We start from the raw sequence: 21,343 nt of genomic DNA on the forward strand, positions 1-21,343 counted from the left end.
ATTGGTTTTTGTTGAACCCTTCCCGTGTCAGCGAGGGTGCATTATAGAGATCCGAATCACATTGGCAAGCCCTAAAAGTAACTTTTTCTACTTTTTTCATCTGTCTGATTGTTTTTTATTCTTAATGATTAAAAAACCGCTTAAAATCAGCATAAATCACATTACAAACGCTCAACTAAGAGATAAATATGACTTCAGTTCGTAGTTTCAAAGGAATTTGCCCGCAGTTCGACTCTTCTGTCTATATAGATAACACCAGTGTCATTGTGGGGGATGTTCACCTTGGTAAAGATGTGAGTATTTGGCCATTCGTCTCAGCGCGTGGTGATGTCAATCGTATTGAGGTTGGAGACAGGACGAATGTTCAGGACAACTCTGTTTTACATGTGACCCACAAGAATCCAGATAATCCTGAAGGTTATCCATTATTGATTGGTTGTGATGTCACGATTGGTCATCAGGTCATGCTTCACGGCTGCACTATTCACGACCGTGTATTGGTTGGAATGGCAAGCATCATATTAGATGGTGCTGTCATTGAATCCGACGTGATGATTGGAGCGGGTAGTTTAGTTCCCCCAAATAAACATCTTGAAAGTGGCTACCTATACGTAGGCAGCCCAGTAAAACAAATTCGCCCACTGACAGAAAAAGAAGCCGCATTTTTACAGACGTCATCAAACAATTATGTACAAAATAAAAATGACTACATTAACCATGTTGACGTTATTCGTTAGCCCACTTTAATGTTACCTTGTTCATCGAAGTCCTCATCTTCAATGAGGGCTTCTGCACACTCTTCAATATCAAATTGCGCTTTTTTATATGCTTCGAAAGCCTCTTCTTCACTATTCACTCGCATAGAAGCTAACTGACCTAGCTTTTCAGCAGCAATAGCACAAGTAATTAGCATACCGGACTGGTTGGCATGAAATGTTAATGTCCGCGTTAGGGAATTCCACACTATGTCATCAGAAAACAATATTGATTGATTCATACTACTAATTTTCCAGATTTCTACGAAGCTCTCGCAAGATTTGTCGAGAGCCTGGGCGTAGTCCGCGCCATAGCATGAAGCTTTCTGCAGCCTGCCCCACTAACATACCCAACCCATCATAAGTGACGGCAGCACCCGATTCACTAGCCCACTGATTAAATGTTGTCAGTCCCGAACCATAAGCCATGTCATAACTCACCGTCTGCGGACCAAAAATAGCGTGGCTTATATTTGGAAGTTCTTTGTATAAACTTGCGGATGTGGAGTTGATAACAACATCATAGCTTTTCGAAATACTCGACATCTCCATGGCATTGATAGCCCCAAAGCTGGAAAAAATGCTCACTAGCTCTTCTGCTTTGCCATAAGTACGGTTGGTCAACGTAATTGAAGATGGGTTTTGATCTAAAAGTGGTTTAAGCACACCACGAGCAGCACCACCAGCCCCTATAACAAGAATTGATGCACCCTCGAGCGTCACTTGATGTTGTAATAAGTCCTGAACTAACCCTTCGCCATCAGTATTGTCTCCAATGATCTCACCATCATCGACTTTCTTTAACGTGTTAACCGCTCCAGCTAGTTGCGCTCTTTCTGTCAACCGACTCGCAAATTGATAGGCTTCTTCTTTAAAGGGAGCCGTGATGTTGCACCCTTTACCACCTTTATTAAAAAACACCTCAACGGCCGATATAAATTCTGTGTTATCCGGTTGCTGACGGCCATACTCCATATTTTGCGCAGTTTGCTTAGCAAACAAGGTATGGATAAAAGGAGATTTACTTTGGGTGATAGGGTTTCCGAAAACAACATACTGATCTGGCTTGTTCATGTCCCTGCCTGCTGCATACTAAAGTGATATGAAAGACACTATCACTTCAGCATGCTTTCGCCAAGTTACCAGTCTCTTGGCTTTAGATAGTCCGAGTAAAGCATTGCTTCTGGTGTGTTTTCTTCAGGTTGATAACTATATTCCCAGCGCGCTAAGGGTGGCATCGACATTAGTATCGACTCTGTCCGCCCACCACTTTGCAAGCCAAACAAAGTTCCACGATCATAAACGAGGTTGAACTCTACGTATCGACCACGACGATATAGCTGAAAATCTCGCTCTCGCGAGCCAAACTCGATGCCTTGCCGTTTATTTACTATTGGTAAATACGCGTCAAGATAACCATTCCCAACCGCCTGCATATATTCAAACGATTTATCAAAGCCCCATTGATTAAGATCATCAAAAAACAGGCCGCCGATACCACGGGTTTCATTTCGGTGGGGTAAAAAGAAGTAATCATCGCACCATTTTTTATGTTCGGCATAAATATCACTGCCAAATGGAGCACATAAATTTTTCGCTACTTGATGCCAATGCTGGCAGTCTTCCTCAAATGGGTAAAATGGCGTTAAATCAAAACCACCACCAAACCACCAAATAGGTTCTTCACCCTCTTTCTCTGCTACAAAAAAACGCACATTGGCGTGCGAGGTCGGTACATACGGGTTTTTGGGATGCAACACTAAAGAGACACCCATAGCTTCGAATTTACGGCCCGCTAATTCTGGCCGATGAGCGGTAGCTGACGCCGGCATTTTGTCTCCAAACACATGGGAAAAATTAACGCCACCTTGTTCAAACACTCCGCCATCTTTAAGCACTCGACTGCGCCCACCACCACCGAGTTCTCTTTGCCATTCATCTTCAACAAATTGGGCTACACCGTCTACACTGGTTAGTTGTTCGCAAATGGTATCTTGCAACTGTAACAAGAATGCTTTCACTTGATGTTTATCTACACCTGACATTGTTTATCGACCTCTCTACCCTTGCCTAATCATTTGCCCAGTTCTTGCGTCACGAATTTCACTCGGGTTTTCACGCCCGCCAACTTCACCGTTGAGAATACCAGCTAATCGCTCTCCAAGTTGTACCTTCACTTCGCCTACCGTCATGCATGAAGGCATGCCGGTTAAATTAGCGCTCGTCGATGTCACTGGCTTACCAAATTCTTGGCATAGCGCTTGAACAAGAGCATGGTCGGTCACCCTTACGGCAATAGTATCAAACTGACCACTCAACCAAGGGGATACCTTTGTACTGGCTGGCATCACCCAAGTATAAGGGCCAGGCCAAGTAGAAAACACACGTTCAAGTTGCGTCTTACTAAGTTGAGTCTCATCAATATAGGGGCGCAGCTGTTCATAACTACTCGCAATCAAAATTAGCCCTTTATCTACCGGTCTTTCTTTTACCGCTAATAGCTTTTTAATCGCTTCTATGTTGTCCGGATCACAGCCGACACCAAACACACCTTCTGTTGGATAAGCTATCACCTCACCCGACTTGAGCATATCGACAATAGAGAGAACGTTATTCACTGCGCCTTCCTTCCCTTAAATCTAAACATTTTTTTTACAATTCACCGCACTATGCTTAAAACCCTGTCTAGAATCCAGAAAAAAACCCAACTTTAACTCACGCAAACGTTTTCCTATGAAAAAAATACTCGTATAATGCGCGCAATTTAATCCATTTGAACATGCTTTGAAGGAGCTTCGGATGAAAGTCGGTATTATTATGGGTTCAAAATCAGACTGGCCAACAATGCAACTGGCTGCTGATATGCTAGACCAATTTGGTGTGGAATATGAAACGAAAGTTGTTTCCGCTCACCGCACACCACAACTACTAGCAGACTACGCGACTTCTGCCAAAGAGCGCGGGATTTCGGTTATCATCGCAGGAGCAGGCGGTGCTGCACACCTTCCTGGTATGGCAGCGGCATTCACGAGCGTTCCTGTATTAGGTGTACCAGTGCAAAGTCGTGCGCTTAAAGGAATGGACTCACTGCTTTCTATTGTTCAAATGCCAAAGGGCATTGCAGTCGGTACTTTAGCCATTGGTGAAGCTGGTGCTGCTAATGCGGGCATCCTAGCGGCCCAAATCATCGGCATTCACCAACCGGCTGTTATGGAAAAGGTCGAAGCATTCCGCCAAACACAAACGGATACTGTACTCGCAAACCCTGATCCATCAGAGGATTGATCATGAAGCACGTATTGGTTTTAGGAGCTGGTCAGTTAGCACGAATGATGGCTCTGGCTGGCGCACCCCTCAATATCAAGATATCGGCGTTTGACGTAAACAGTGAAAATATCGTCCACCCCTTAACACTTGAAATTCTGGGTAACGGTTTACAGCAAGCGATCGATCTTGCCGACGTGATTACGGCGGAATTTGAGCACATCCCACTTGCGGTTTTAGACATCTGTGAAAAAAGTGGCAAGTTTCTCCCTTCAACGCAGGCGATAAAGGCCGGTGGCGATCGACGCATTGAAAAAAATCTGCTTGATCAAGCAGAGGTAAAGAATGCCAAGTACGCCATTATTCGCTCACGACAAGATTTCGATGCGGCCATTTCTCATGTCGGTTTACCAATGGTGCTTAAAAGTGCTCTCGGTGGCTACGATGGTAAAGGTCAATGGCGGCTTAAATCACTGGATAACGTCGAATCGATTTGGGCAGAAATGCTAGCGTGTATTGAACAATCAGAGAATCAAGCGGTTGTCGCAGAAGAGTTTGTCCCTTTTCAGCGTGAGGTATCACTGATTGGTGCTCGCAATCAACAAGGTGACATTGCGATTTATCCTTTGGCAGAAAACGTGCATACCGATGGCGTATTAACGCTATCAACCGCGATCGATGAAGCAGAACTGCAGCAGCAAGCCGCTAAAATGTTCACTGCTGTTGCAGAGTCTCTCGATTATGTCGGTGTATTAGCGCTAGAGTTCTTTGACGTCAATGGTGACCTACTCGTCAATGAAATCGCCCCTCGCGTGCACAATTCCGGACACTGGACACAACAGGGTGCCGATACTTGCCAATTCGAAAACCATTTACGCGCAGTGTGCAACATGCCGCTTGGTTCAACGCAACTCACCCGCACAACGTCAATGGTCAATATCTTAGGCGAAGATTGTGTCCCAGAGGCTGTACATCAACTACCAGGCTGTCATGTACATTGGTATGGTAAAGAGAAACGAGCTGGACGTAAGATGGGGCATATTAATGTTTCAGCCTCAGACAACACAGAACTGAAAGCGACGCTTATTAAGCTCGCTGATATTCTCGACCCAGTGGCCTTTCCTGCACTGAAGCCTGCTGCACAGGCTTTATAAACACCCAAAGATATTTTTTGGTCAAAGATTATCTCATCCCAATAAAAAAACGGCTCATTAAGAGCCGTTTTCGTTTTGAATCTTATGACACGAGCGAGAAGCACATTCAAGAACCACTCCAGACGCTCGTTTCTTTTCCGTCAATAACGGATAGCCACAACTATTACACTTGCCAACTACTGGCGGGTGGTTCACTGCAAACTTACATTTAGGATAGGCATCGCAAGCATAAAAAACTTTGCCAAACCGAGACTTTCTCTCTGTTAAGTGTCCTTTCCGGCACTCAGGGCAAGCAACCTCAGCGACCTTATTCTGTTCATTGTCTTCAGGCTTATTGGGCGATTGAATAAAGTGGCATTCCGGATACCCACTGCAACCAATAAACATTCCGTAGCGACCTTGACGAAGTAATAGCTCGCGACCACAGTCAGGGCATGACACTCCTAACGATTTAATGATATGACCATCATTTTGATGCAGTGGTTTAATAAAATCACAACCCGGGTAATCGCTGCAGCCTAGAAAAGGGCCATGTTTACCATTCTTTAGTTGTAACGTACCGTGCTGGCATTGCGGACATGACTCTTTATCGAGTGCATGCTCATGAGCCGAAAATAGCTGATGATCAATTTTACCGCTCATGAAACTCTCTTTTATAAAACGTTAAGGGTCGGTTTTTAATGAACCATACCTTGTTCCGTGGTGTAGATCAGCTCTTCCATAAGCGTATATTCATTTTCATTACCAGGAACATTGAACAATACCATTAAGATAATCCATTTCAGATCATCCAATTCAAATTCACTTGTTTCCAGCCCCATCACTCGATCTATCACCATCTCGCGAGTTTCGGTCGTCAAGACACCCACTTGCTCCAAAAACATCAAGAAACCTCGGCTCTTCACGTCAATACGTGACATTTCTTTGGTGGTGTAGATACGAGTTGAAGTCGAAGCACTCATTGAAATTGCAGAGTGCTTATCAGTATCTTGAAGTTCCGCTAAGTCTTCTAACCATTGCAGCGCTTTGTAAATATCTTTTTGCTGAAAGCCTGCTCGAAGCAATTCTTCTTCCAGTTCGTCTTGGTCTACCTGTAGTTCCGCATCGCTATGGATATAGGTTTCAAACAGGTACATCAGTATGTCCATCATCATAGCTTGCCTCTCCCTTTAAGAATATAACCACCGGTAACGGCAACAATATGGCCAAGTAATTCAAGCTCAAGGAGCTGTTGCATGACCTCATGCACAGGAATATGGGTCTTTTGAGCCAAAATATCAACAGGTGTCGGCTCTATTCCTACGTTAGCCAACAGTTCTGGATATGGCAATGCTTCTTTATCAGTTACTTGCCCATCTACCGATTGGTCAAAAAAACTGGGTTGATGATCTTTAGACCAATTAGTCAACGATTCTATTTCATCCAACACATCCTGTGGTGTTTGTACGAGACAAGCACCATTTTTTATCAATGCGTGGCAACCACTGTGGAAAGGGTGTCGAATGGAGCCCGGAATAGCAAAGACATCTCGACCTTGCTCAGCGGCGTATCGAGCAGTAATTAATGAGCCACTTTTTTCTGTGGCCTCAACCACCACGACACCAGCCGCCAACCCACTAATAATACGATTTCGACGAGGAAAAAACTCTGGCCTCGGTTTGCTATAAGGAGGATGTTCGCTAATCAACGCACCTTGCTCCTGAATTCGGCTCGCGAGCCCTTTATGTCGATGGGGGTAAATATGCTGTAAGCCCGATCCCAACACCGCCACCGTTTTACCACCAGCATTCAACGCCCCTTGATGAGCGTGCCCATCAATCCCCAGTGCGAGGCCACTCGTGACAACAAAACCTTGCTCAGAAAAAGTGTGTGCGTAGCTCGATGCGGTCTCTAGCCCTTCTCGTGTGGCATTGCGGCTGCCAACCATCGCAATTTGCGGAGCACTCAACACTTGTGGATCACCAATAACAAACAGTATTGGTGGATACCCCTTGGTTTCTTTAAGCAACGCAGGGTAATAAGGGTTTATCGACAACAATATATGGTGGAATGGGCGATTCTGCCACTCTAAGCAAGCTTGCACGACTTTCGTGGCATCATTGTGAATGAACCCAATTTGCTTCTCTTTGAGACCAATGGCGCGTAACTCAAGTTCATTGAAACCAATAAGCGTTGAAGGTGCTGCGATCGCGCAAAGCTTATGAAACGTCACCGCACCAATCCCCGGACACAAAGCTAATGTCAGCCATGCTGCGAGTTCATCTTCCAACGACTTACTGCCAACCATCAGCGTTATTACCCTGCTGGCGCTTCAATTAAGGCCATCATTGATACCGGCTCTGTCGATGTCGTGATCACAGCAATGCTGAAATGTGCATACGGACGAATCACCATCAGTTGCCCGATTTCAACGTTAGGGAATATTGATGGTTCTGCGCTTTTAGTCAGTCCTTTCTCACCAGACGAAAAGCGAAAGTCTTCTGAGCGTCGTTTGATAAGGTAAGTACTCCCTTGCTTCACACTATCCAACGCCCCCACATTTAACACTACCGTCTGCCCTTGCACCGCATAGTTCAACGAATTTAACGAACCGAGCAGCTGCACGGACTTTGATGTAATTTCAGGCCCTGGTTGGGGCGAAAAACTGGCGGCTAAAGCCATATCTTGATGGACGCTAAACGGAATGACGAGGTCACCTTTTTTAAGCTCTCTTTTAAGGCTGGTTATCGCTAACGTCGTCATACCTTCGATCTGTTCAACGGTATGGGCTTCCGCCAAGAGACGTATTTCTGTCATTTCAACCAGCTCATCACTCGAACTGTAATCTTTGCCAACGCGATAAATGCCCCAGTCACGCTCTCCCCCTTCATATTGAATGTAGAGCTCATCACGATCCGTTACATAATCCAATCCACGACTGGATCCCGCAACAACTGGGAATGTGTCCAAGCGAGAAGACTCGACAAGCCCCTCTTTTTCTAGATAACGGGTAACGGTAGAGCGCTCCGCGCCCGAAATAGCCAGTTTTTGGCTAGTGCGAATACGGGGTGATAACTTTTCGACGCTCTTCTTTGTCAAGCGAGGCTTACCATTAACCCACGTGAGTGTAAGTCGATCGCCTGGGTAGATAAGATGTGGGTTGTTGATGTGCTGATTTTGCCCCCACAGCTCAGGCCACCGCCAGGGTGAATGCAAATATAATGCGGAGATTTCCCATAACGTATCGCCTGTCACAACGACATAAGTCTTAGGGACGTTGGGTTTGATCTTCAATTCATCGGAATCCACAGAAAAGCAAAGAAATACCGAGAGAATAGGCAGAATAAACGGCCACTTTGATCTCATTACTCGTTGTTTCATTATCAGCATTCCCTTGCTTTGTTTCATGGGATGCTGTCATTTAGGTGCGAAAATGTCTAGAATTGAACCAACGAAGTCCGTGCCTATTCGGCACAGTTCAATATTTTGAGTGTATATGTCTGTATTACAAGTATTAACTTTCCCGGATGAGCGCCTAAGAACAGTCGCAAAGCCTGTCACTGAAGTCACTCCGGAGATTCAAAAAGTCGTTGATGACATGATTGAAACCATGTACGACGAAGAAGGAATTGGTCTAGCGGCAACGCAAGTAGACTTCCATCAGCGTATTGTTGTCATCGATATTTCGGACACACGCGATGAACCTATGGTGCTTATCAATCCAGAAATCACCGAAAAACGCGGTGAAGACGGTATTGAAGAAGGTTGCTTATCCGTACCTGGCGCACGTGCGCTCGTTGCTCGCGCAGCAGAAGTCAGCGTGACAGCGCTTAACCGCGATGGTGAAACCTTCTCTTTTGAAGCCGATGACTTACTCGCAATTTGTGTTCAGCACGAGCTGGATCATTTAGAGGGCAAACTTTTTGTCGATTATCTTTCCCCTCTAAAGCGTAAGCGTATCAAAGATAAATTAGAAAAGATTCAGCGCTTCAACGCCAAACAATAAACATTAAGTGAGGTTTCTGTGAGCCAATCATTACGCATTGTGTTTGCCGGTACTCCAGACTTCGCCGCCCGTCACTTGGCGGCGTTATTGTCTTCGGAGCACGAAATTATTGCCGTTTACACCCAACCAGATCGACCGGCGGGTCGCGGCAAAAAACTAACCGCTAGCCCAGTAAAAGCCATGGCGGTTGAGCATGATATTCCTGTCTACCAGCCCGTGAATTTTAAGTCAGATGAAGCAAAACAAGCGCTGAAAGATTTGAATGCCGACCTTATGGTTGTCGTCGCGTATGGTTTACTGCTCCCACAAGCGGTCCTTGATACCCCTAAATTAGGTTGTATCAATGTTCACGGTTCTATTCTGCCTCGCTGGCGTGGTGCTGCGCCAATCCAGCGCTCTATTTGGGCGGGAGACAAAGAAACTGGTGTCACAATCATGCAGATGGATATCGGTCTTGATACTGGTGACATGCTGAAAATCGCAACACTCCCTATCGAAGCGACCGACACCAGCGCTACCATGTATGACAAGCTCGCCGAATTAGGTCCACAGGCTTTAGTTGACTGCCTTGATGATATTACTGCTAGTAATGCAAAGCCGGTAAAACAAGACGACGAGCAAGCCAATTACGCCAGTAAGCTGACCAAAGACGAAGCAAAAATTGATTGGTCGCAAGACGCGGAATTTATCGAGCGCTGCGTGCGAGCCTTTAATCCTTGGCCAATGAGTTTCTTCTCGGTAGAAGAGAACAACATCAAAGTTTGGCAATCTCGTGTCGAAGCGAGTACGGCAGAAATGACAGTAGGCACTATCCTTAAGGCTGATAAAACAGGAATTTACGTTGCAACCGGAAAGGGCACCTTAGTTCTGGAGCAAATCCAGATCCCAGGTAAGAAAGCCATGCCGGTCAGTGATGTCCTAAACTCCAAAGCCAACTGGTTTGAAGTCGGCAGTATCTTAGCTTAACGATACTCCCTGCATACAATCTTTAGGGCCAGTACTGACCAGTGCAGGCCCTAGTTTGTTTTAATAACAACACAATTTTAGGTAACTAACATGAACGTTCGTGCTGTTGCGGCCAACATCCTGTTTCAAGTGGTTGATAAAGGTCAATCACTATCCAATGCGCTTCCTGCCGGTCAACAGCAGGTCAAACCTCGTGACCAAGCTTTGCTACAAGAGATTTGTTTTGGTGCCCTGCGAATCCTGCCTCGCTTAGAATCTATTGCTTCTGAGCTCATGGAAAAACCGCTTAAAGGAAAACAGCGTGTTTTTCATCACCTGATTCTTGTCGGCATTTACCAAATTGGCAATATGCGTATCCCGGCACACGCCGCGGTTGGTGAAACGGTTGAAGCAACGAAAACGCTGAAAGGTCCGAAATTGCGTGGACTCATCAATGCCGTATTACGAAATTATCAACGTAATCAAGAGCAGCTTGATGAAATATCCATGAGTCACAATGCTGGAAAATATGGTCACCCAGGCTGGCTGCTAAAACTGCTGCAAACCAGTTACCCAGAGCAATGGGCAGACATTCTAGAAGCGAACAACACCAAAGCACCAATGTGGTTGCGAGTTAATCACCAGCATCACACAAGAGATGAATACCTAGAACTGCTCAAAAATGAAGGCATTGATTGCACTGTACACTCACAGGCTCAAGATGCTCTAAAATTGGCCGCGCCTTGCGACGTCAATAATTTGCCTGGCTTTGATAAGGGCTGGGTGTCGGTACAAGATGCGGCTGCGCAACTCTCGCTTAACTATCTCCAACCTAAAGATGGTGAGTTAATTCTAGATTGCTGTGCTGCGCCAGGAGGCAAAACAGCCCATATTCTTGAACGCACTACAGGCAGTAACGTCGTTGCGATAGATTGCGATGAAACCCGCCTAAAGCGCGTTCACGACAACCTGAAACGATTACAACTTAAAGCGACTGTCGTTTGTGGCGACGCAAGAACACCACAAGAGTGGTGGCAAGGCGAACAGTTCGACCGTATTTTGTTGGATGCACCTTGCTCTGCAACCGGTGTGATTCGTCGTCACCCTGATATTAAATGGTTGCGTCGAGCCGAGGACATTGCTGCGCTTGCTGAGCTGCAACGCGAAATATTTGATGCAATGTGGCAACAGCTTAAAACTGGCGGCACCATGGTGTATGCAACATGCTCAATTACACCACAAGAAAACGTGGAACAAGTAAAAGCATTCTTGGCACGCACCAATAATGCCCAGTTAATAGATTCAGATATTAACCATCCAGGTCGTCAGATTTTGCCTGGAGAAGAAGATATGGATGGCTTCTATTACGCGGTATTAAAAAAAGCATAGAATGCTAACGTATTGATAGTTATTCTAGCAACTCGTTGAGTCGACATTAAAAAAAGAGCGAAACGTTATGAAAATCATCATTCTTGGTGCAGGGCAAGTCGGTGGCACACTCGCAGAAAATCTAGTGGGTGAAAACAATGATATTACCATTGTAGATAAAAACAGTGACCGTCTGCGTGAACTACAAGATAAGTATGATTTACGAGTGGTCAACGGCTATGCCAGCCACCCCGACGTATTGCGTGAAGCGGGCGCTCAAGATGCCGATATGTTGGTTGCCGTCACCAATATGGACGAAACCAATATGGCAGCCTGTCAGGTGGCGTTTTCGCTCTTTAATACCCCAAACCGTGTCGCTCGTATTCGCTCACGTGAGTACCTCATCGAGAAAGAAACGCTGTTTAATTCAGGGGCAGTACCCGTTGACCACTTAATTGCGCCAGAAGAACTGGTCACCAGCTATATCGAACGCTTGATTCAATATCCCGGTGCCTTGCAAGTGGTCAGTTTTGCTGATGAAAAAGTCAGCTTAGTGGCGGTGAAGGCCTACTATGGCGGTCCACTTGTCGGCAATGCCCTATCAACGCTACGTGAACACATGCCGCACATCGACACTCGTGTCGCCGCTATCTTTCGCCAAGGCCGACCTATTCGACCTCAAGGCACCACGATTATTGAAGCCGATGATGAAGTCTTTTTTGTTGCCGCCAGTAACCATATTCGTTCGGTAATGAGCGAACTGCAACGTCTCGAAAAGCCTTATCGTCGCATCATGATTGTTGGTGGAGGTAACATCGGTTCAAGCCTATCGAAACGTCTAGAGCAAAACTACAGCGTTAAGCTCATCGAACGCAGTTACCAGCGAGCTGAGAAGCTTTCTGAACAACTTGAGAACACCATCGTGTTTTGCGGTGATGCTGCTGATCAAGAGTTACTTGCCGAAGAAAATATCGACCAAGTTGACGTCTTTATTGCGTTAACTAATGAAGATGAAACCAACATCATGTCTGCAATGTTGGCGAAAAAGATGGGTGCTAAGAAAGTAATGGTGCTCATTCAGCGAGGCGCGTACGTCGATCTCGTCCAAGGCGGCACTATTGATGTGGCCATATCACCCCAACAAGCGACTATTTCAGCACTGCTAACCCATGTAAGACGTGCTGACATCGTCAATGTATCGTCATTAAGACGCGGTGCCGCAGAGGCGATTGAAGCCGTCGCGCGTGGTGATGAAACCACATCCAAAGTCGTGGGCAAAGCCATTGGTGAAATCAAGTTACCACCCGGAACCACCATTGGTGCGATTGTTCGCGGTGAAGAAGTTCTGATTGCTCACGATCGAACCATTATTGAACAAGATGACCATGTGGTCATGTTCCTAGTGGACAAAAAGTATGTTCCCGATGTAGAAGCACTATTCCAACCAAGTGCATTCTTCTTATAAGGCACACTTATGGTCAATGCTCGTCCAGTCGCGTTCGTTATTGGGTTAGTTCTTTCAAAACTGGCCCTGTTTATGTACGTCCCGACATTCGTTGCCTTTTTCACGGGTACTGATGGTTTTCTTGATTTTGGCTTAGCCGTAGCAATTACTCATCTTGTGGCATTTCTATGCCTATCAATCGGTCGCACCAAAAATTTTCACCTAAGTGTGCGCGACATGTTCCTCATTACCAGCCTTGTCTGGATGATTACTAGCGCATTTGCCGCACTGCCTTTTGTGTTCATTAACCATATCAGTTTTACCGATGCGTATTTTGAAACCATGTCAGGCATCACTACGACGGGGTCAACCGTCCTTAGCGGGCTCGACAATATGGCACCCAGTATTTTGTTATGGCGCTCTATTTTGCAATGGCTTGGTGGTATTGGCTTCATTGTGATGGCGGTGGCGGTATTACCAATGCTCAATGTCGGGGGAATGCGCCTATTCCAAACTGAGTCCTCTGATTGGTCAGATAAAAGTAGCCCAAGAGCTAAAACGGTCGCTAAAAATATTGTTGTTGTGTATTTGGTGTTGACCGCTCTGTGCCTGCTTGGGTATTTGGCGACTGGAATGTCTTTATTTGAAAGCATCAATCACGCCTTTACGACACTCTCCACTGGCGGTTATTCAACCTCCGATGGGTCGATGAACCACTTCTCCAAAGGCGCTCATTGGGTGGGCACCATTTTTATGTTTTTGGGGGGATTGCCATTCCTATTGTTCGTCTCTGCGATCACAAAGCGTAACCTTCGAGTGCTAGTTAATGACGCGCAAGTTCGAGGTTTTACTTATTTGTTCTTAGCATCAAGCACCATCGTTGCATTGTGGCTAATTGTTCGAAATGATTATGCGTTGAGTGATGCCTTCCGAGTCGCGATGTTTAACATCGTCTCAGTAGTGACAACCACAGGGTTTGGTTTAGAAGATTTCACCGCGTGGGGAGCCCTACCCAGCGTTATTTTTGTGTTTGTGATGATGGTCGGCGCCTGCTCTGGTTCTACGTCTGGTGGCATCAAAATATTCCGAATTCAGATTGCCATTACGCTCTTAAACAAACAGATGATGAAGCTGATCCACCCATCTGGTGTTTTCGTTCAACGCTACAATTACCGCCCAGTCAATGATGATATTGTTCGCTCTGTTGTCGCATTTGTATTGATGTTCTTTGCAACAATTATAGCGCTTGCAGCATCACTGAGCGCGATGGGACTTGACCCTGTCACCAGTATTTCAGGGGCGATTACGGCCGTGGCTAACGTAGGGCCGGGGATGGGTACTGTCATCGGCCCTACGGGCAATTTCTCATCACTACCCGATGCCGCTAAATGGTTATTAAGTTTAGGTATGTTAATGGGACGCCTAGAGATTCTGACACTGCTTGTGCTCTTTTTTCCTGCGTTCTGGCGTCGTTAGTGGCAATGGGCTCGTGACTTAACGTGGCTGTACATACCAATAAATAGCAAAGAAGTGACAAGCCGCACCCGCTAAAACAAACACATGCCAGATAGCATGATTAAATGGAATCCGCTCACACGCATAAAAGACCGCCCCCAAGGTATACGTTACCCCACCCAACGCTAACAACATGACACCTGACGGGTCTAGGCTTTGAGATAACTGATACAAAGGGATAACCGATAACCACCCCATGGTTAAATAAGTCACTAAGGAAAAACGCTTGATACGATGGGCATAGAAAAGCTTCATGACAATACCCACGACCGCCAACAACCAAACAATGACCATAATGGATACCGCAAGCGGTGTCCGCAAACACACCAGCATAAATGGTGTATAACTCCCTGCGATTAACAGGTAAATGGCACAATGGTCAAAGGTCTTCAGACGGCGCTTTTGCGTGGGGTCATCAATAGAGTGATAGAGTGTCGAGGCCAAAAATAACGTCACCATGCTGCAGCCATAAACGCTCATACTAATGAAGGTCAGCGTATCGGCATTGGCTTGAATCGATTTTATTACAAGTAACACTAACCCAACTGCAGACAACGCAACGCCAAGCGCATGGGTCATACTATTCGCGCGCTCTTCGTGCAAACTATATGTTGAAGTTGATGACATGGTACGTACTCAAGACAGGACTTGGTTGCAGCATGACACATTCAGCTTACAAATGTAAGCTGAATAATTGACCGTATTTTTTTAGGAGGTTTGATCGAGATAATCGAGCACTTTCTTACCCGCTTCCTCTGCAGTCATTGAGCTTGGCAAGATCAATTCACGCTTCAGTTGCCCAAGCCCAATTAAGCTCGACAACATGCCTCCTACGCCATCTCTATTTCTATCTATCTCAAACCACAATTTAAGATCGTTTTCATCACGGTAGGCCACAATTTCAAGCTCTCGCCAGCGACCATGATAAGGGCCGGTTGTTGGTACAAACTCAAACTCTTGCACAAATGGCATCGCAAACCCTTTCGCCGCTTCGCATTCAACCTGTCGAATACGTAGTCCCTCATGCTCTAACGTTGAAAAAATTCCATCAAGTAAAGGATCGGGTCTTACCGTAAGTAAATCTTTATCTGTGGGATCCGCAGCTAGCGCAATATCAAGCCCGGTTTCGAGCCAAACTTTAGAGTTCCCTAACGTGACAGGCGTATTCCAAGGAACCGCCAGTTCCACTTCAAAATCTCGGGTTTCGCCTGGTTCAATCGTAAACGCATAAGGTAATGTCCACGTTTCCAACTCATAGGTTTTCGCTACTCGCTTTTTAGGGCTGCCTGGCTGATTTTGATTATCATGATGACTACGAGCGACTTCATCAATATAGCGACAACATAGACGCATATTAATATTATCGACCGTCTGGGCAGTCTTGCCACCATAAACGTGAATTGTCACTTTGACATTCTCGCCTGGATATAGGAATTCTTGGTGCAAGACCGAATCCACTCGTGCCGCACCAATCCCAAAGCTTGCTAAGGTTTTCTTAAAAAAAGACATACGCACCTCCATTCACTACTCACCGTTTTATCGCAATTAATACGATAAAACAAATATACATAGCAAAAAAACAATATGTGCAAAAAAGCAGCAATTATTTCAATTAGGCTATCGAACCGAATAACACATAGTGATATTCTATACGTGATATGCATGCATATCGTTATTCCTGATTGTTTATTCGGACTGGCAACTGCCAAAAAAGAGCCATTGTATTTCAATGACTCATAAATAATCAGGCCATTAGATTGGCAATGGAATTGCCTGACTGTTAGGTATAGCAATGCGCCCTACTCCTGTCAGGTTTTCGCACTCAAATCGTGGTGCGTCGCGTCGTCGCAGTGGCTTTGCTCCTGCTTTTGTCGCAAAACAGGCCGCTCCTTCTATGACGCTTGTTGAAAAAAGTGCTCTTTTGGCACCAACGCCAACAAAAGTCGTTAAAGCAGCATAATAAAAAAGCGCAGACACCCTGCGCTTTTTTTATGCCTAGACGTTTCTCATATTGGTTATTGCCATGAACTTTGATATTTTGATGCAAAAATCACTATAAATATTGTGGAGTAATGTATGAAGTGTCATCGCCTCAACGAAATCATCGAACTTATGCAGCCTGAGTGGCAAAAAGAACCGGACCTCAACTTAATGGAGTTCATCGTTAAACTCGCCAATGAAGCGGGTTATAACGGAGAGCTTGCCGAACTGACTGACGATGTGCTCATTTATCATCTCAAAATGCGTAATAGCCAAAAAGACGACATGATTCCAGGTCTTGCCAAAGACCAAGAAGATGACTTTAAAACCGCTTTACTGAAAGCTCGCGGCATCATCAAATAATCCCACTCTACTTTCCAAAACGCTCCTCTATCCTTAGGAGCGTTTTTATATGCGTTGATTTCATCTTTCTTGTTAAAGGTTGATAGCCTTAAAGAAAAGAGTTTGTTATCGAGGTTATAATCGGCGCGGTTTCTAGTTACATAGACACTGATACTTATCGATAGTTTTAGCTACTCGCTTTTTTCATGGGTAAACACTACCTCGCAATGTCGGAAAAAATAGAGCATGTCAAAACATGCCGCCAGCCTAAGAAGGACCGCTTCACATGAGTCAGGATAAGATTGACATAAAGGACGTGACACCAAAAACGTTCAATCCTAAAACACACAAAGGTAACGGAGATCGTTTTAACCCTAGCAATCGAATTTATGTACGTGAGAGTAAAGGAACGTTTCAAAAGCTCAGGCGCTACGGCGGCTGGTTCTTGCTGCTTTTATTCGCAATTATCCCTTGGATTCCTTATGGAGAGCGTCAAGCGATTCTCCTAGACATTGGTAACCAGCAGTTTAACTTTTTCGGTACTACCCTTTACCCGCAAGATTTAACATTACTTGCACTGCTGTTTATGGTGGCCGCTTTCGGGCTATTCTTTATCACCACCTTCTTGGGACGTGTATGGTGCGGGTATTTATGTCCACAGACAGTTTGGACCTTCATGTACATCTGGTTTGAAGAAAAACTGGAAGGCAGCGCCAATAAACGACGCAAACAGGATTCAAACAAACTCACCGCAAATCTGGCAGTCCGAAAGGCCCTGAAACATTTAGCATGGTTAACCATCGCACTGGCTACAGGCTTTACCTTTACCGGGTACTTTGTGCCGATTAGCGATTTAGTTGTCGACTTCTTTAGTTTTAACGCCAGCTTTTGGCCCGTCTTTTGGGTGTTATTTTTTGCTGGTTGCACCTACGGAAATGCCGGTTGGATGCGTTCTATCATGTGTATTCACATGTGCCCTTATGCCCGCTTTCAATCTGCGATGTTTGATAAAGATACCTTTATTGTCGGCTACAACCCAAAACGCGGGGAACAACGTGGTCCTCGCCCTCGCAAAGCCGATCACAAAGCTTTAGGACTCGGTGATTGCATTGACTGCGACTTATGTGTTCAGGTCTGTCCAACGGGTATTGATATTCGTGATGGGCTGCAGTACGAGTGTATAAACTGTGGGGCTTGTATTGACGCCTGTGATAATACCATGGACCGCATGGGCTACGAGAAAGGTTTAATTAACTACACCACAGAGCATCGTTTGTCAGGTAAACACACGAAAGTCATGCGACCAAAACTGCTCGGGTATGGCGCCATCCTTCTTGTCATGATTGCTCTGTTCTTTGTACAAATATCCACGGTCGACCCTGCTGGATTAAGTGTATTGAGGGATCGCAGTCAGTTATCTCGAACCAACAGCGACGGCTTAGTTGAAAATACCTACACGCTAAAAATAATTAACAAAACACAACAAGAACAACAATATACTCTTTCCGTCTCAGGCTTGGATTCCGTTGTTTGGTATGGACGACAAACCATAACCGTCGACCCAGGTGAAGTGTTGAACTTGCCAATGAGTCTTGGTGTTGATCCAGAACAACTCCGTTCACCCGTTGCCACAATTCAGTTTATACTGAGTGACAATAATGACTTTTCTATCGAAGTGGAAAGCCGGTTTCTTAAAAAACTCTAGGCGAGCGCCCCTTCACCATAAATAATAGGAAAAGGCTCAGCAATGAGCCTTTTTAGTTGGATAATGACAGACCAAGCGTTCAATTTTGACGCTCTAACACCAGACTTTATGTGGTATGCACTAGAGAGTATTGGTATTCGAGCGGAGTCCGGGCTTCTTCCCCTTAACAGCTACGAAAACCGGGTCTATCAGTTTACCGATGAAGACAAAAAACGATTTGTCGTCAAATTCTATCGCCCACAGCGATGGTCACTTGCACAAATTCAAGAAGAGCACGACTTTGCCCATGAATTGGTCGCCCATGATGTCCCTATTTCAGCACCTCTTATTCTTAATGGCACAACCATTCATCAATATGAAGGCTACTTTTTTACCCTCTTTATCAGCGAGGGCGGCCGACAATTTGAAGTCGACAACTTAGAGCAGTTAGAGTGGGTGGGACGCTTTCTGGGTCGAATGCATAAAGTAGGTGCAGCACAGCCTTTTGAGCACAGGCCAACTATAGGTTTGGAAGAGTACCTCTACCAACCAAGAAAGCTGCTGCAATCCTCAAGCTTTATCCCCATGCATCTCGAGAACGCCTTCTTCAGTGACCTCGATATGCTCATTGGCCAAATTGAAACACATTGGGAGCCAAGCAGCATCATTCGTTTACACGGCGATTGCCACCCGGGTAATATTCTGTGGCGCGATGGACCTATGTTTGTCGATTTAGATGACGCTAGAAATGGTCCAGCGGTGCAAGACCTATGGATGCTATTAAGTGGCGACAGACAAGATAAAATGATGCAGTTAGACATTATTCTTGAAGGCTACCAAGAGTTCCATGACTTTCCTTCTAGCCAATTGAAACTAATTGAGCCCCTGCGCGGTCTACGTATGGTGTATTACATGGCTTGGCTGGCGAAGCGCTGGAATGATCCGGCCTTCCCTTTGGCTTTTCCTTGGTTCAATGATCCTAAATACTGGGAAGGGCAAGTGCTTGGCTTTAAAGAACAAATGGCTGCCCTCAATGAAAAGCCACTTTCATTACAGCCACAGTGGTGACAAACTAACGACCATCCGCTTAAGGATTTGAATTGTACATGGAGACAACAATGAAAAGATTTATCGCATTATTTGCTACGCTTCTTGTGAGTGTAGGTGTAAGCGCTGCGCAATTTGAAGAAGGCACCCATTATAAAGTGCTAGAAACAGAACCTACCACCAAGCCAACGGTCACTGAATTTTTCTCTTTTTATTGCCCACACTGCAATAGCTTTGAGCCAATCATTGAGCAGCTAAAAACAAAAATCCCAGCTGATGCCAAGTTCCAAAAGAACCATGTATCATTCATGGGAGGCAATATGGGTATGTCAATGAGTAAAGCGTACGCCACTATGGTTGCTTTGAAAGTTGAAGATAAAATGGTGCCGGTATTATTTAATCGCATTCACACCATGCAACAAGCGCCTCGTAATGACGAAGAACTGCGCCAAATTTTCTTAGATGAAGGCGTTGATGCGAAGAAATTTGATGCGACATTTAACGGCTTTGCGGTCGACTCAATGGTGCGTCGTTTTGATAAACAATTTAAAGACAGTGGCCTTTCAGGCGTGCCTGCCGTTATCGTCAACAACCAATACCTTGTCGAAGCGGGTAGCATTCAGTCGCTCGACGAATATTTTGAGTTAGTCAACTTCCTACTGAAGAAGTAACCGCTAACCATTCACTAAACCGAGCAATTATGCTCGGTTTTTTTTCACTTCAAGAAAATACCTCTTAGTAAGCCGATGAATTTATTGTCTTGTTAGTCACACAAAACGCGCTTATTCTGATCCAATAACATAAGCGAAACATATAATTAGATTAACAACGTCTTTAAACAAAAAAGGGAAACGTATGAATTTGACATGGACTGTCATAGCAATTGCTGTCAGCAGTATTTCAGCGCCTTCAATGGCGAAGCTAGGCGAAAGTAACGGCTTTAGTGGTGAAATTGCTGTGAACGCAGCATATAGCAGCACAACGTCTAACTTAACCAACACGGATGATGAATTTCGGCTTTATAATGGAGACCCACAGAACAACAGTTCAGCTCTGGTTTTACCTCTAGGTAACGTGCAATACACGTTTGGTTCTCGTTCAAATCATCAAGTGTTTCTTGGTACATCAAGAGCGGACATTGCCGTCGGTACGGTCGCACTAGAAGCGGGCTACAAATATTTATTTAAAGATCGCACAAAAGTCAGCTTATCTATTTTGCCAACGATTCTTGAAGGCGAGGTATGGCAAGATCCCTATACGAGCGACGCGCGAACCACCACCAATGAAAAAGGCACGGCCTACCGAGTACAATTTGACAATATTGCCGGCTCGTTATTCAGCCTTGACCTGGCCTATGGTAAACGTGAACTGGACGAGGAAAAGTCTGGGTTGATAAATAGCGCCATCACATCGGAGCAAGCTCAAACTCTAGATCGCAATGCCGACATCCTCTACGGTAAGTTTAAGATGATGCTCCCCATCAGCCGAGAATTGCTTCTTTACCCAGCCTTGATTTATACCCAACAAGACGCCCAAGGTAGCGCTATGAAGCATAACTCTTATGGAGCCGAGATATCCTCTTTTGCCTCACTTGGTAATCACAAATTAGCATTCACCCTGGGCTACTTAAAACGTGATTATGATGCGAGCAACCCTCTTTTTTCCGATACAACTCGTAATGATGATGAATGGAAAGCATTCCTAGCGTACGAATACCCTGGCATTTTTTATTCTAATAACCTTTCCCTTGTTGCCTTTGGAGGTGTTACCAACAGTACCTCCAATATTGCTTTTTACGATGAAAAGAACTGGATTACTGCAGTTGGTTTAAACTGGGCCTTTTAATAGGTTACCTAACTA

The 21,343-nt window shown here is 45.2% G+C and carries 24 protein-coding genes; 14 read left to right on the top strand and 10 right to left on the bottom strand.

The window, feature by feature from the left end:
- Positions 1-188 precede the first annotated feature (188 nt).
- Positions 189-737, top strand: coding sequence for a gamma carbonic anhydrase family protein (locus M9196_RS19880; RefSeq protein WP_250619258.1), 549 nt, complete (start codon positions 189-191; stop codon positions 735-737).
- On the opposite strand, the gene M9196_RS19885 is transcribed toward M9196_RS19880, so the two are convergent.
- The 4 genes from M9196_RS19885 to M9196_RS19900 all read right to left on the bottom strand — a co-directional run bounded on the left by M9196_RS19885 (position 734) and on the right by M9196_RS19900 (position 3,373).
- Positions 734-997 carry a DUF1488 family protein gene (locus tag M9196_RS19885; protein ID WP_250619259.1) on the bottom strand — a complete coding sequence of 88 codons (264 nt, stop codon included), beginning with the start codon at positions 995-997 and terminating at the stop codon, positions 734-736. The genes M9196_RS19880 and M9196_RS19885 overlap by 4 nt on opposite strands.
- A gap of 4 nt (positions 998-1,001) precedes the next feature.
- The gene (gene aroE / locus M9196_RS19890) at positions 1,002-1,829 is read right to left on the bottom strand and encodes a shikimate dehydrogenase (protein ID WP_250619260.1); all 828 of its coding nucleotides are present in this window, start codon (positions 1,827-1,829) and stop codon (positions 1,002-1,004) included.
- 65 nt (positions 1,830-1,894) lie between these two features.
- Complete coding sequence (gene hemF, locus M9196_RS19895; RefSeq protein ID WP_250619261.1) at positions 1,895-2,800, bottom strand: oxygen-dependent coproporphyrinogen oxidase; 906 nt, start codon at positions 2,798-2,800, stop codon at positions 1,895-1,897.
- Between the two features lie 15 nt (positions 2,801-2,815).
- Positions 2,816-3,373 carry an L-threonylcarbamoyladenylate synthase gene (locus M9196_RS19900; RefSeq protein WP_319946372.1) on the bottom strand — a complete coding sequence of 186 codons (558 nt, stop codon included), beginning with the start codon at positions 3,371-3,373 and terminating at the stop codon, positions 2,816-2,818.
- Positions 3,374-3,554: 181 nt separating this feature from the next.
- Between M9196_RS19900 and purE the strand changes: the two genes are divergently transcribed.
- On the top strand, positions 3,555-4,040 hold the full coding sequence (gene purE / locus M9196_RS19905; RefSeq protein ID WP_250619262.1) for a 5-(carboxyamino)imidazole ribonucleotide mutase: 486 nt from the start codon (positions 3,555-3,557) through the stop codon (positions 4,038-4,040).
- A gap of 2 nt (positions 4,041-4,042) precedes the next feature.
- On the top strand, positions 4,043-5,173 hold the full coding sequence (locus M9196_RS19910; RefSeq protein ID WP_250619263.1) for a 5-(carboxyamino)imidazole ribonucleotide synthase: 1,131 nt from the start codon (positions 4,043-4,045) through the stop codon (positions 5,171-5,173).
- Positions 5,174-5,230: 57 nt separating this feature from the next.
- Here the strand turns inward: M9196_RS19910 and M9196_RS19915 are convergent, their stop codons facing one another.
- Genes M9196_RS19915 through M9196_RS19930 form a run of 4 tightly spaced genes read right to left on the bottom strand, consistent with a single transcriptional unit; the run spans position 5,231 to position 8,533 of the window.
- Complete coding sequence (locus M9196_RS19915; protein ID WP_250619264.1) at positions 5,231-5,815, bottom strand: topoisomerase DNA-binding C4 zinc finger domain-containing protein; 585 nt, start codon at positions 5,813-5,815, stop codon at positions 5,231-5,233.
- Positions 5,816-5,850: 35 nt separating this feature from the next.
- The gene (locus tag M9196_RS19920; RefSeq protein ID WP_284677237.1) at positions 5,851-6,327 is read right to left on the bottom strand and encodes a DUF494 family protein; all 477 of its coding nucleotides are present in this window, start codon (positions 6,325-6,327) and stop codon (positions 5,851-5,853) included.
- Complete coding sequence (gene dprA / locus M9196_RS19925) at positions 6,324-7,460, bottom strand: DNA-processing protein DprA (RefSeq protein ID WP_250619265.1); 1,137 nt, start codon at positions 7,458-7,460, stop codon at positions 6,324-6,326. Before dprA ends, M9196_RS19920 begins: the two co-directional genes overlap by 4 nt.
- A gap of 8 nt (positions 7,461-7,468) precedes the next feature.
- Positions 7,469-8,533, bottom strand: a complete 1,065-nt coding sequence (locus M9196_RS19930; protein WP_250619266.1) for a LysM peptidoglycan-binding domain-containing protein — start codon at positions 8,531-8,533, stop codon at positions 7,469-7,471.
- Positions 8,534-8,648: 115 nt separating this feature from the next.
- On the opposite strand from M9196_RS19930, the gene def reads away from it, so the two are divergent.
- The 5 genes from def (at position 8,649) to M9196_RS19955 (ending at position 14,391) form a co-directional block, all read left to right on the top strand.
- Positions 8,649-9,158 carry a peptide deformylase gene (gene def, locus M9196_RS19935; RefSeq protein WP_250619267.1) on the top strand — a complete coding sequence of 170 codons (510 nt, stop codon included), beginning with the start codon at positions 8,649-8,651 and terminating at the stop codon, positions 9,156-9,158.
- Positions 9,159-9,176: 18 nt separating this feature from the next.
- Complete coding sequence (gene fmt / locus M9196_RS19940) at positions 9,177-10,124, top strand: methionyl-tRNA formyltransferase (protein WP_250619268.1); 948 nt, start codon at positions 9,177-9,179, stop codon at positions 10,122-10,124.
- 90 nt (positions 10,125-10,214) lie between these two features.
- Positions 10,215-11,492, top strand: coding sequence for a 16S rRNA (cytosine(967)-C(5))-methyltransferase RsmB (gene rsmB, locus M9196_RS19945; RefSeq protein WP_250619269.1), 1,278 nt, complete (start codon positions 10,215-10,217; stop codon positions 11,490-11,492).
- A 67-nt stretch (positions 11,493-11,559) separates the two neighbouring features.
- Positions 11,560-12,936, top strand: coding sequence for a Trk system potassium transporter TrkA (gene trkA, locus M9196_RS19950; RefSeq protein WP_250619270.1), 1,377 nt, complete (start codon positions 11,560-11,562; stop codon positions 12,934-12,936).
- Positions 12,937-12,945: 9 nt separating this feature from the next.
- A complete protein-coding gene (locus M9196_RS19955) occupies positions 12,946-14,391 on the top strand; it encodes a TrkH family potassium uptake protein (protein ID WP_250619271.1) in 1,446 nt (481 codons plus the stop codon).
- Between the two features lie 18 nt (positions 14,392-14,409).
- On the opposite strand, the gene trhA is transcribed toward M9196_RS19955, so the two are convergent.
- Both trhA and M9196_RS19965 read right to left on the bottom strand, forming a co-directional pair.
- Entirely contained in the window at positions 14,410-15,057 is a 648-nt protein-coding gene (gene trhA, locus M9196_RS19960; RefSeq protein ID WP_250619272.1) for a PAQR family membrane homeostasis protein TrhA, read from the bottom strand.
- An 81-nt stretch (positions 15,058-15,138) separates the two neighbouring features.
- A complete protein-coding gene (locus tag M9196_RS19965; RefSeq protein ID WP_250619273.1) occupies positions 15,139-15,939 on the bottom strand; it encodes a sporulation protein in 801 nt (266 codons plus the stop codon).
- Between the two features lie 283 nt (positions 15,940-16,222).
- On the opposite strand from M9196_RS19965, the gene M9196_RS19970 reads away from it, so the two are divergent.
- The 6 genes from M9196_RS19970 (at position 16,223) to M9196_RS19995 (ending at position 21,328) form a co-directional block, all read left to right on the top strand.
- The gene (locus M9196_RS19970) at positions 16,223-16,390 is read left to right on the top strand and encodes a hypothetical protein (RefSeq protein WP_250619274.1); all 168 of its coding nucleotides are present in this window, start codon (positions 16,223-16,225) and stop codon (positions 16,388-16,390) included.
- A 116-nt stretch (positions 16,391-16,506) separates the two neighbouring features.
- Positions 16,507-16,773: a YihD family protein gene (locus M9196_RS19975; RefSeq protein WP_250619275.1), complete on the top strand. Its 267-nt coding sequence runs from the start codon at positions 16,507-16,509 to the stop codon at positions 16,771-16,773.
- 265 nt (positions 16,774-17,038) lie between these two features.
- Entirely contained in the window at positions 17,039-18,457 is a 1,419-nt protein-coding gene (ccoG, locus tag M9196_RS19980) for a cytochrome c oxidase accessory protein CcoG (protein ID WP_250619276.1), read from the top strand.
- A 63-nt stretch (positions 18,458-18,520) separates the two neighbouring features.
- A complete protein-coding gene (locus tag M9196_RS19985) occupies positions 18,521-19,504 on the top strand; it encodes a serine/threonine protein kinase (RefSeq protein ID WP_250619326.1) in 984 nt (327 codons plus the stop codon).
- A gap of 50 nt (positions 19,505-19,554) precedes the next feature.
- On the top strand, positions 19,555-20,154 hold the full coding sequence (locus M9196_RS19990; RefSeq protein ID WP_250619277.1) for a thiol:disulfide interchange protein DsbA/DsbL: 600 nt from the start codon (positions 19,555-19,557) through the stop codon (positions 20,152-20,154).
- 184 nt (positions 20,155-20,338) lie between these two features.
- The gene (locus tag M9196_RS19995) at positions 20,339-21,328 is read left to right on the top strand and encodes a DUF2860 family protein (RefSeq protein WP_250619278.1); all 990 of its coding nucleotides are present in this window, start codon (positions 20,339-20,341) and stop codon (positions 21,326-21,328) included.
- Positions 21,329-21,343: the final 15 nt, after the last annotated feature.

The sequence above is a fragment of the Vibrio methylphosphonaticus genome, from assembly GCF_023634655.1.
Lineage (GTDB): Bacteria > Pseudomonadota > Gammaproteobacteria > Enterobacterales > Vibrionaceae > Vibrio > Vibrio methylphosphonaticus.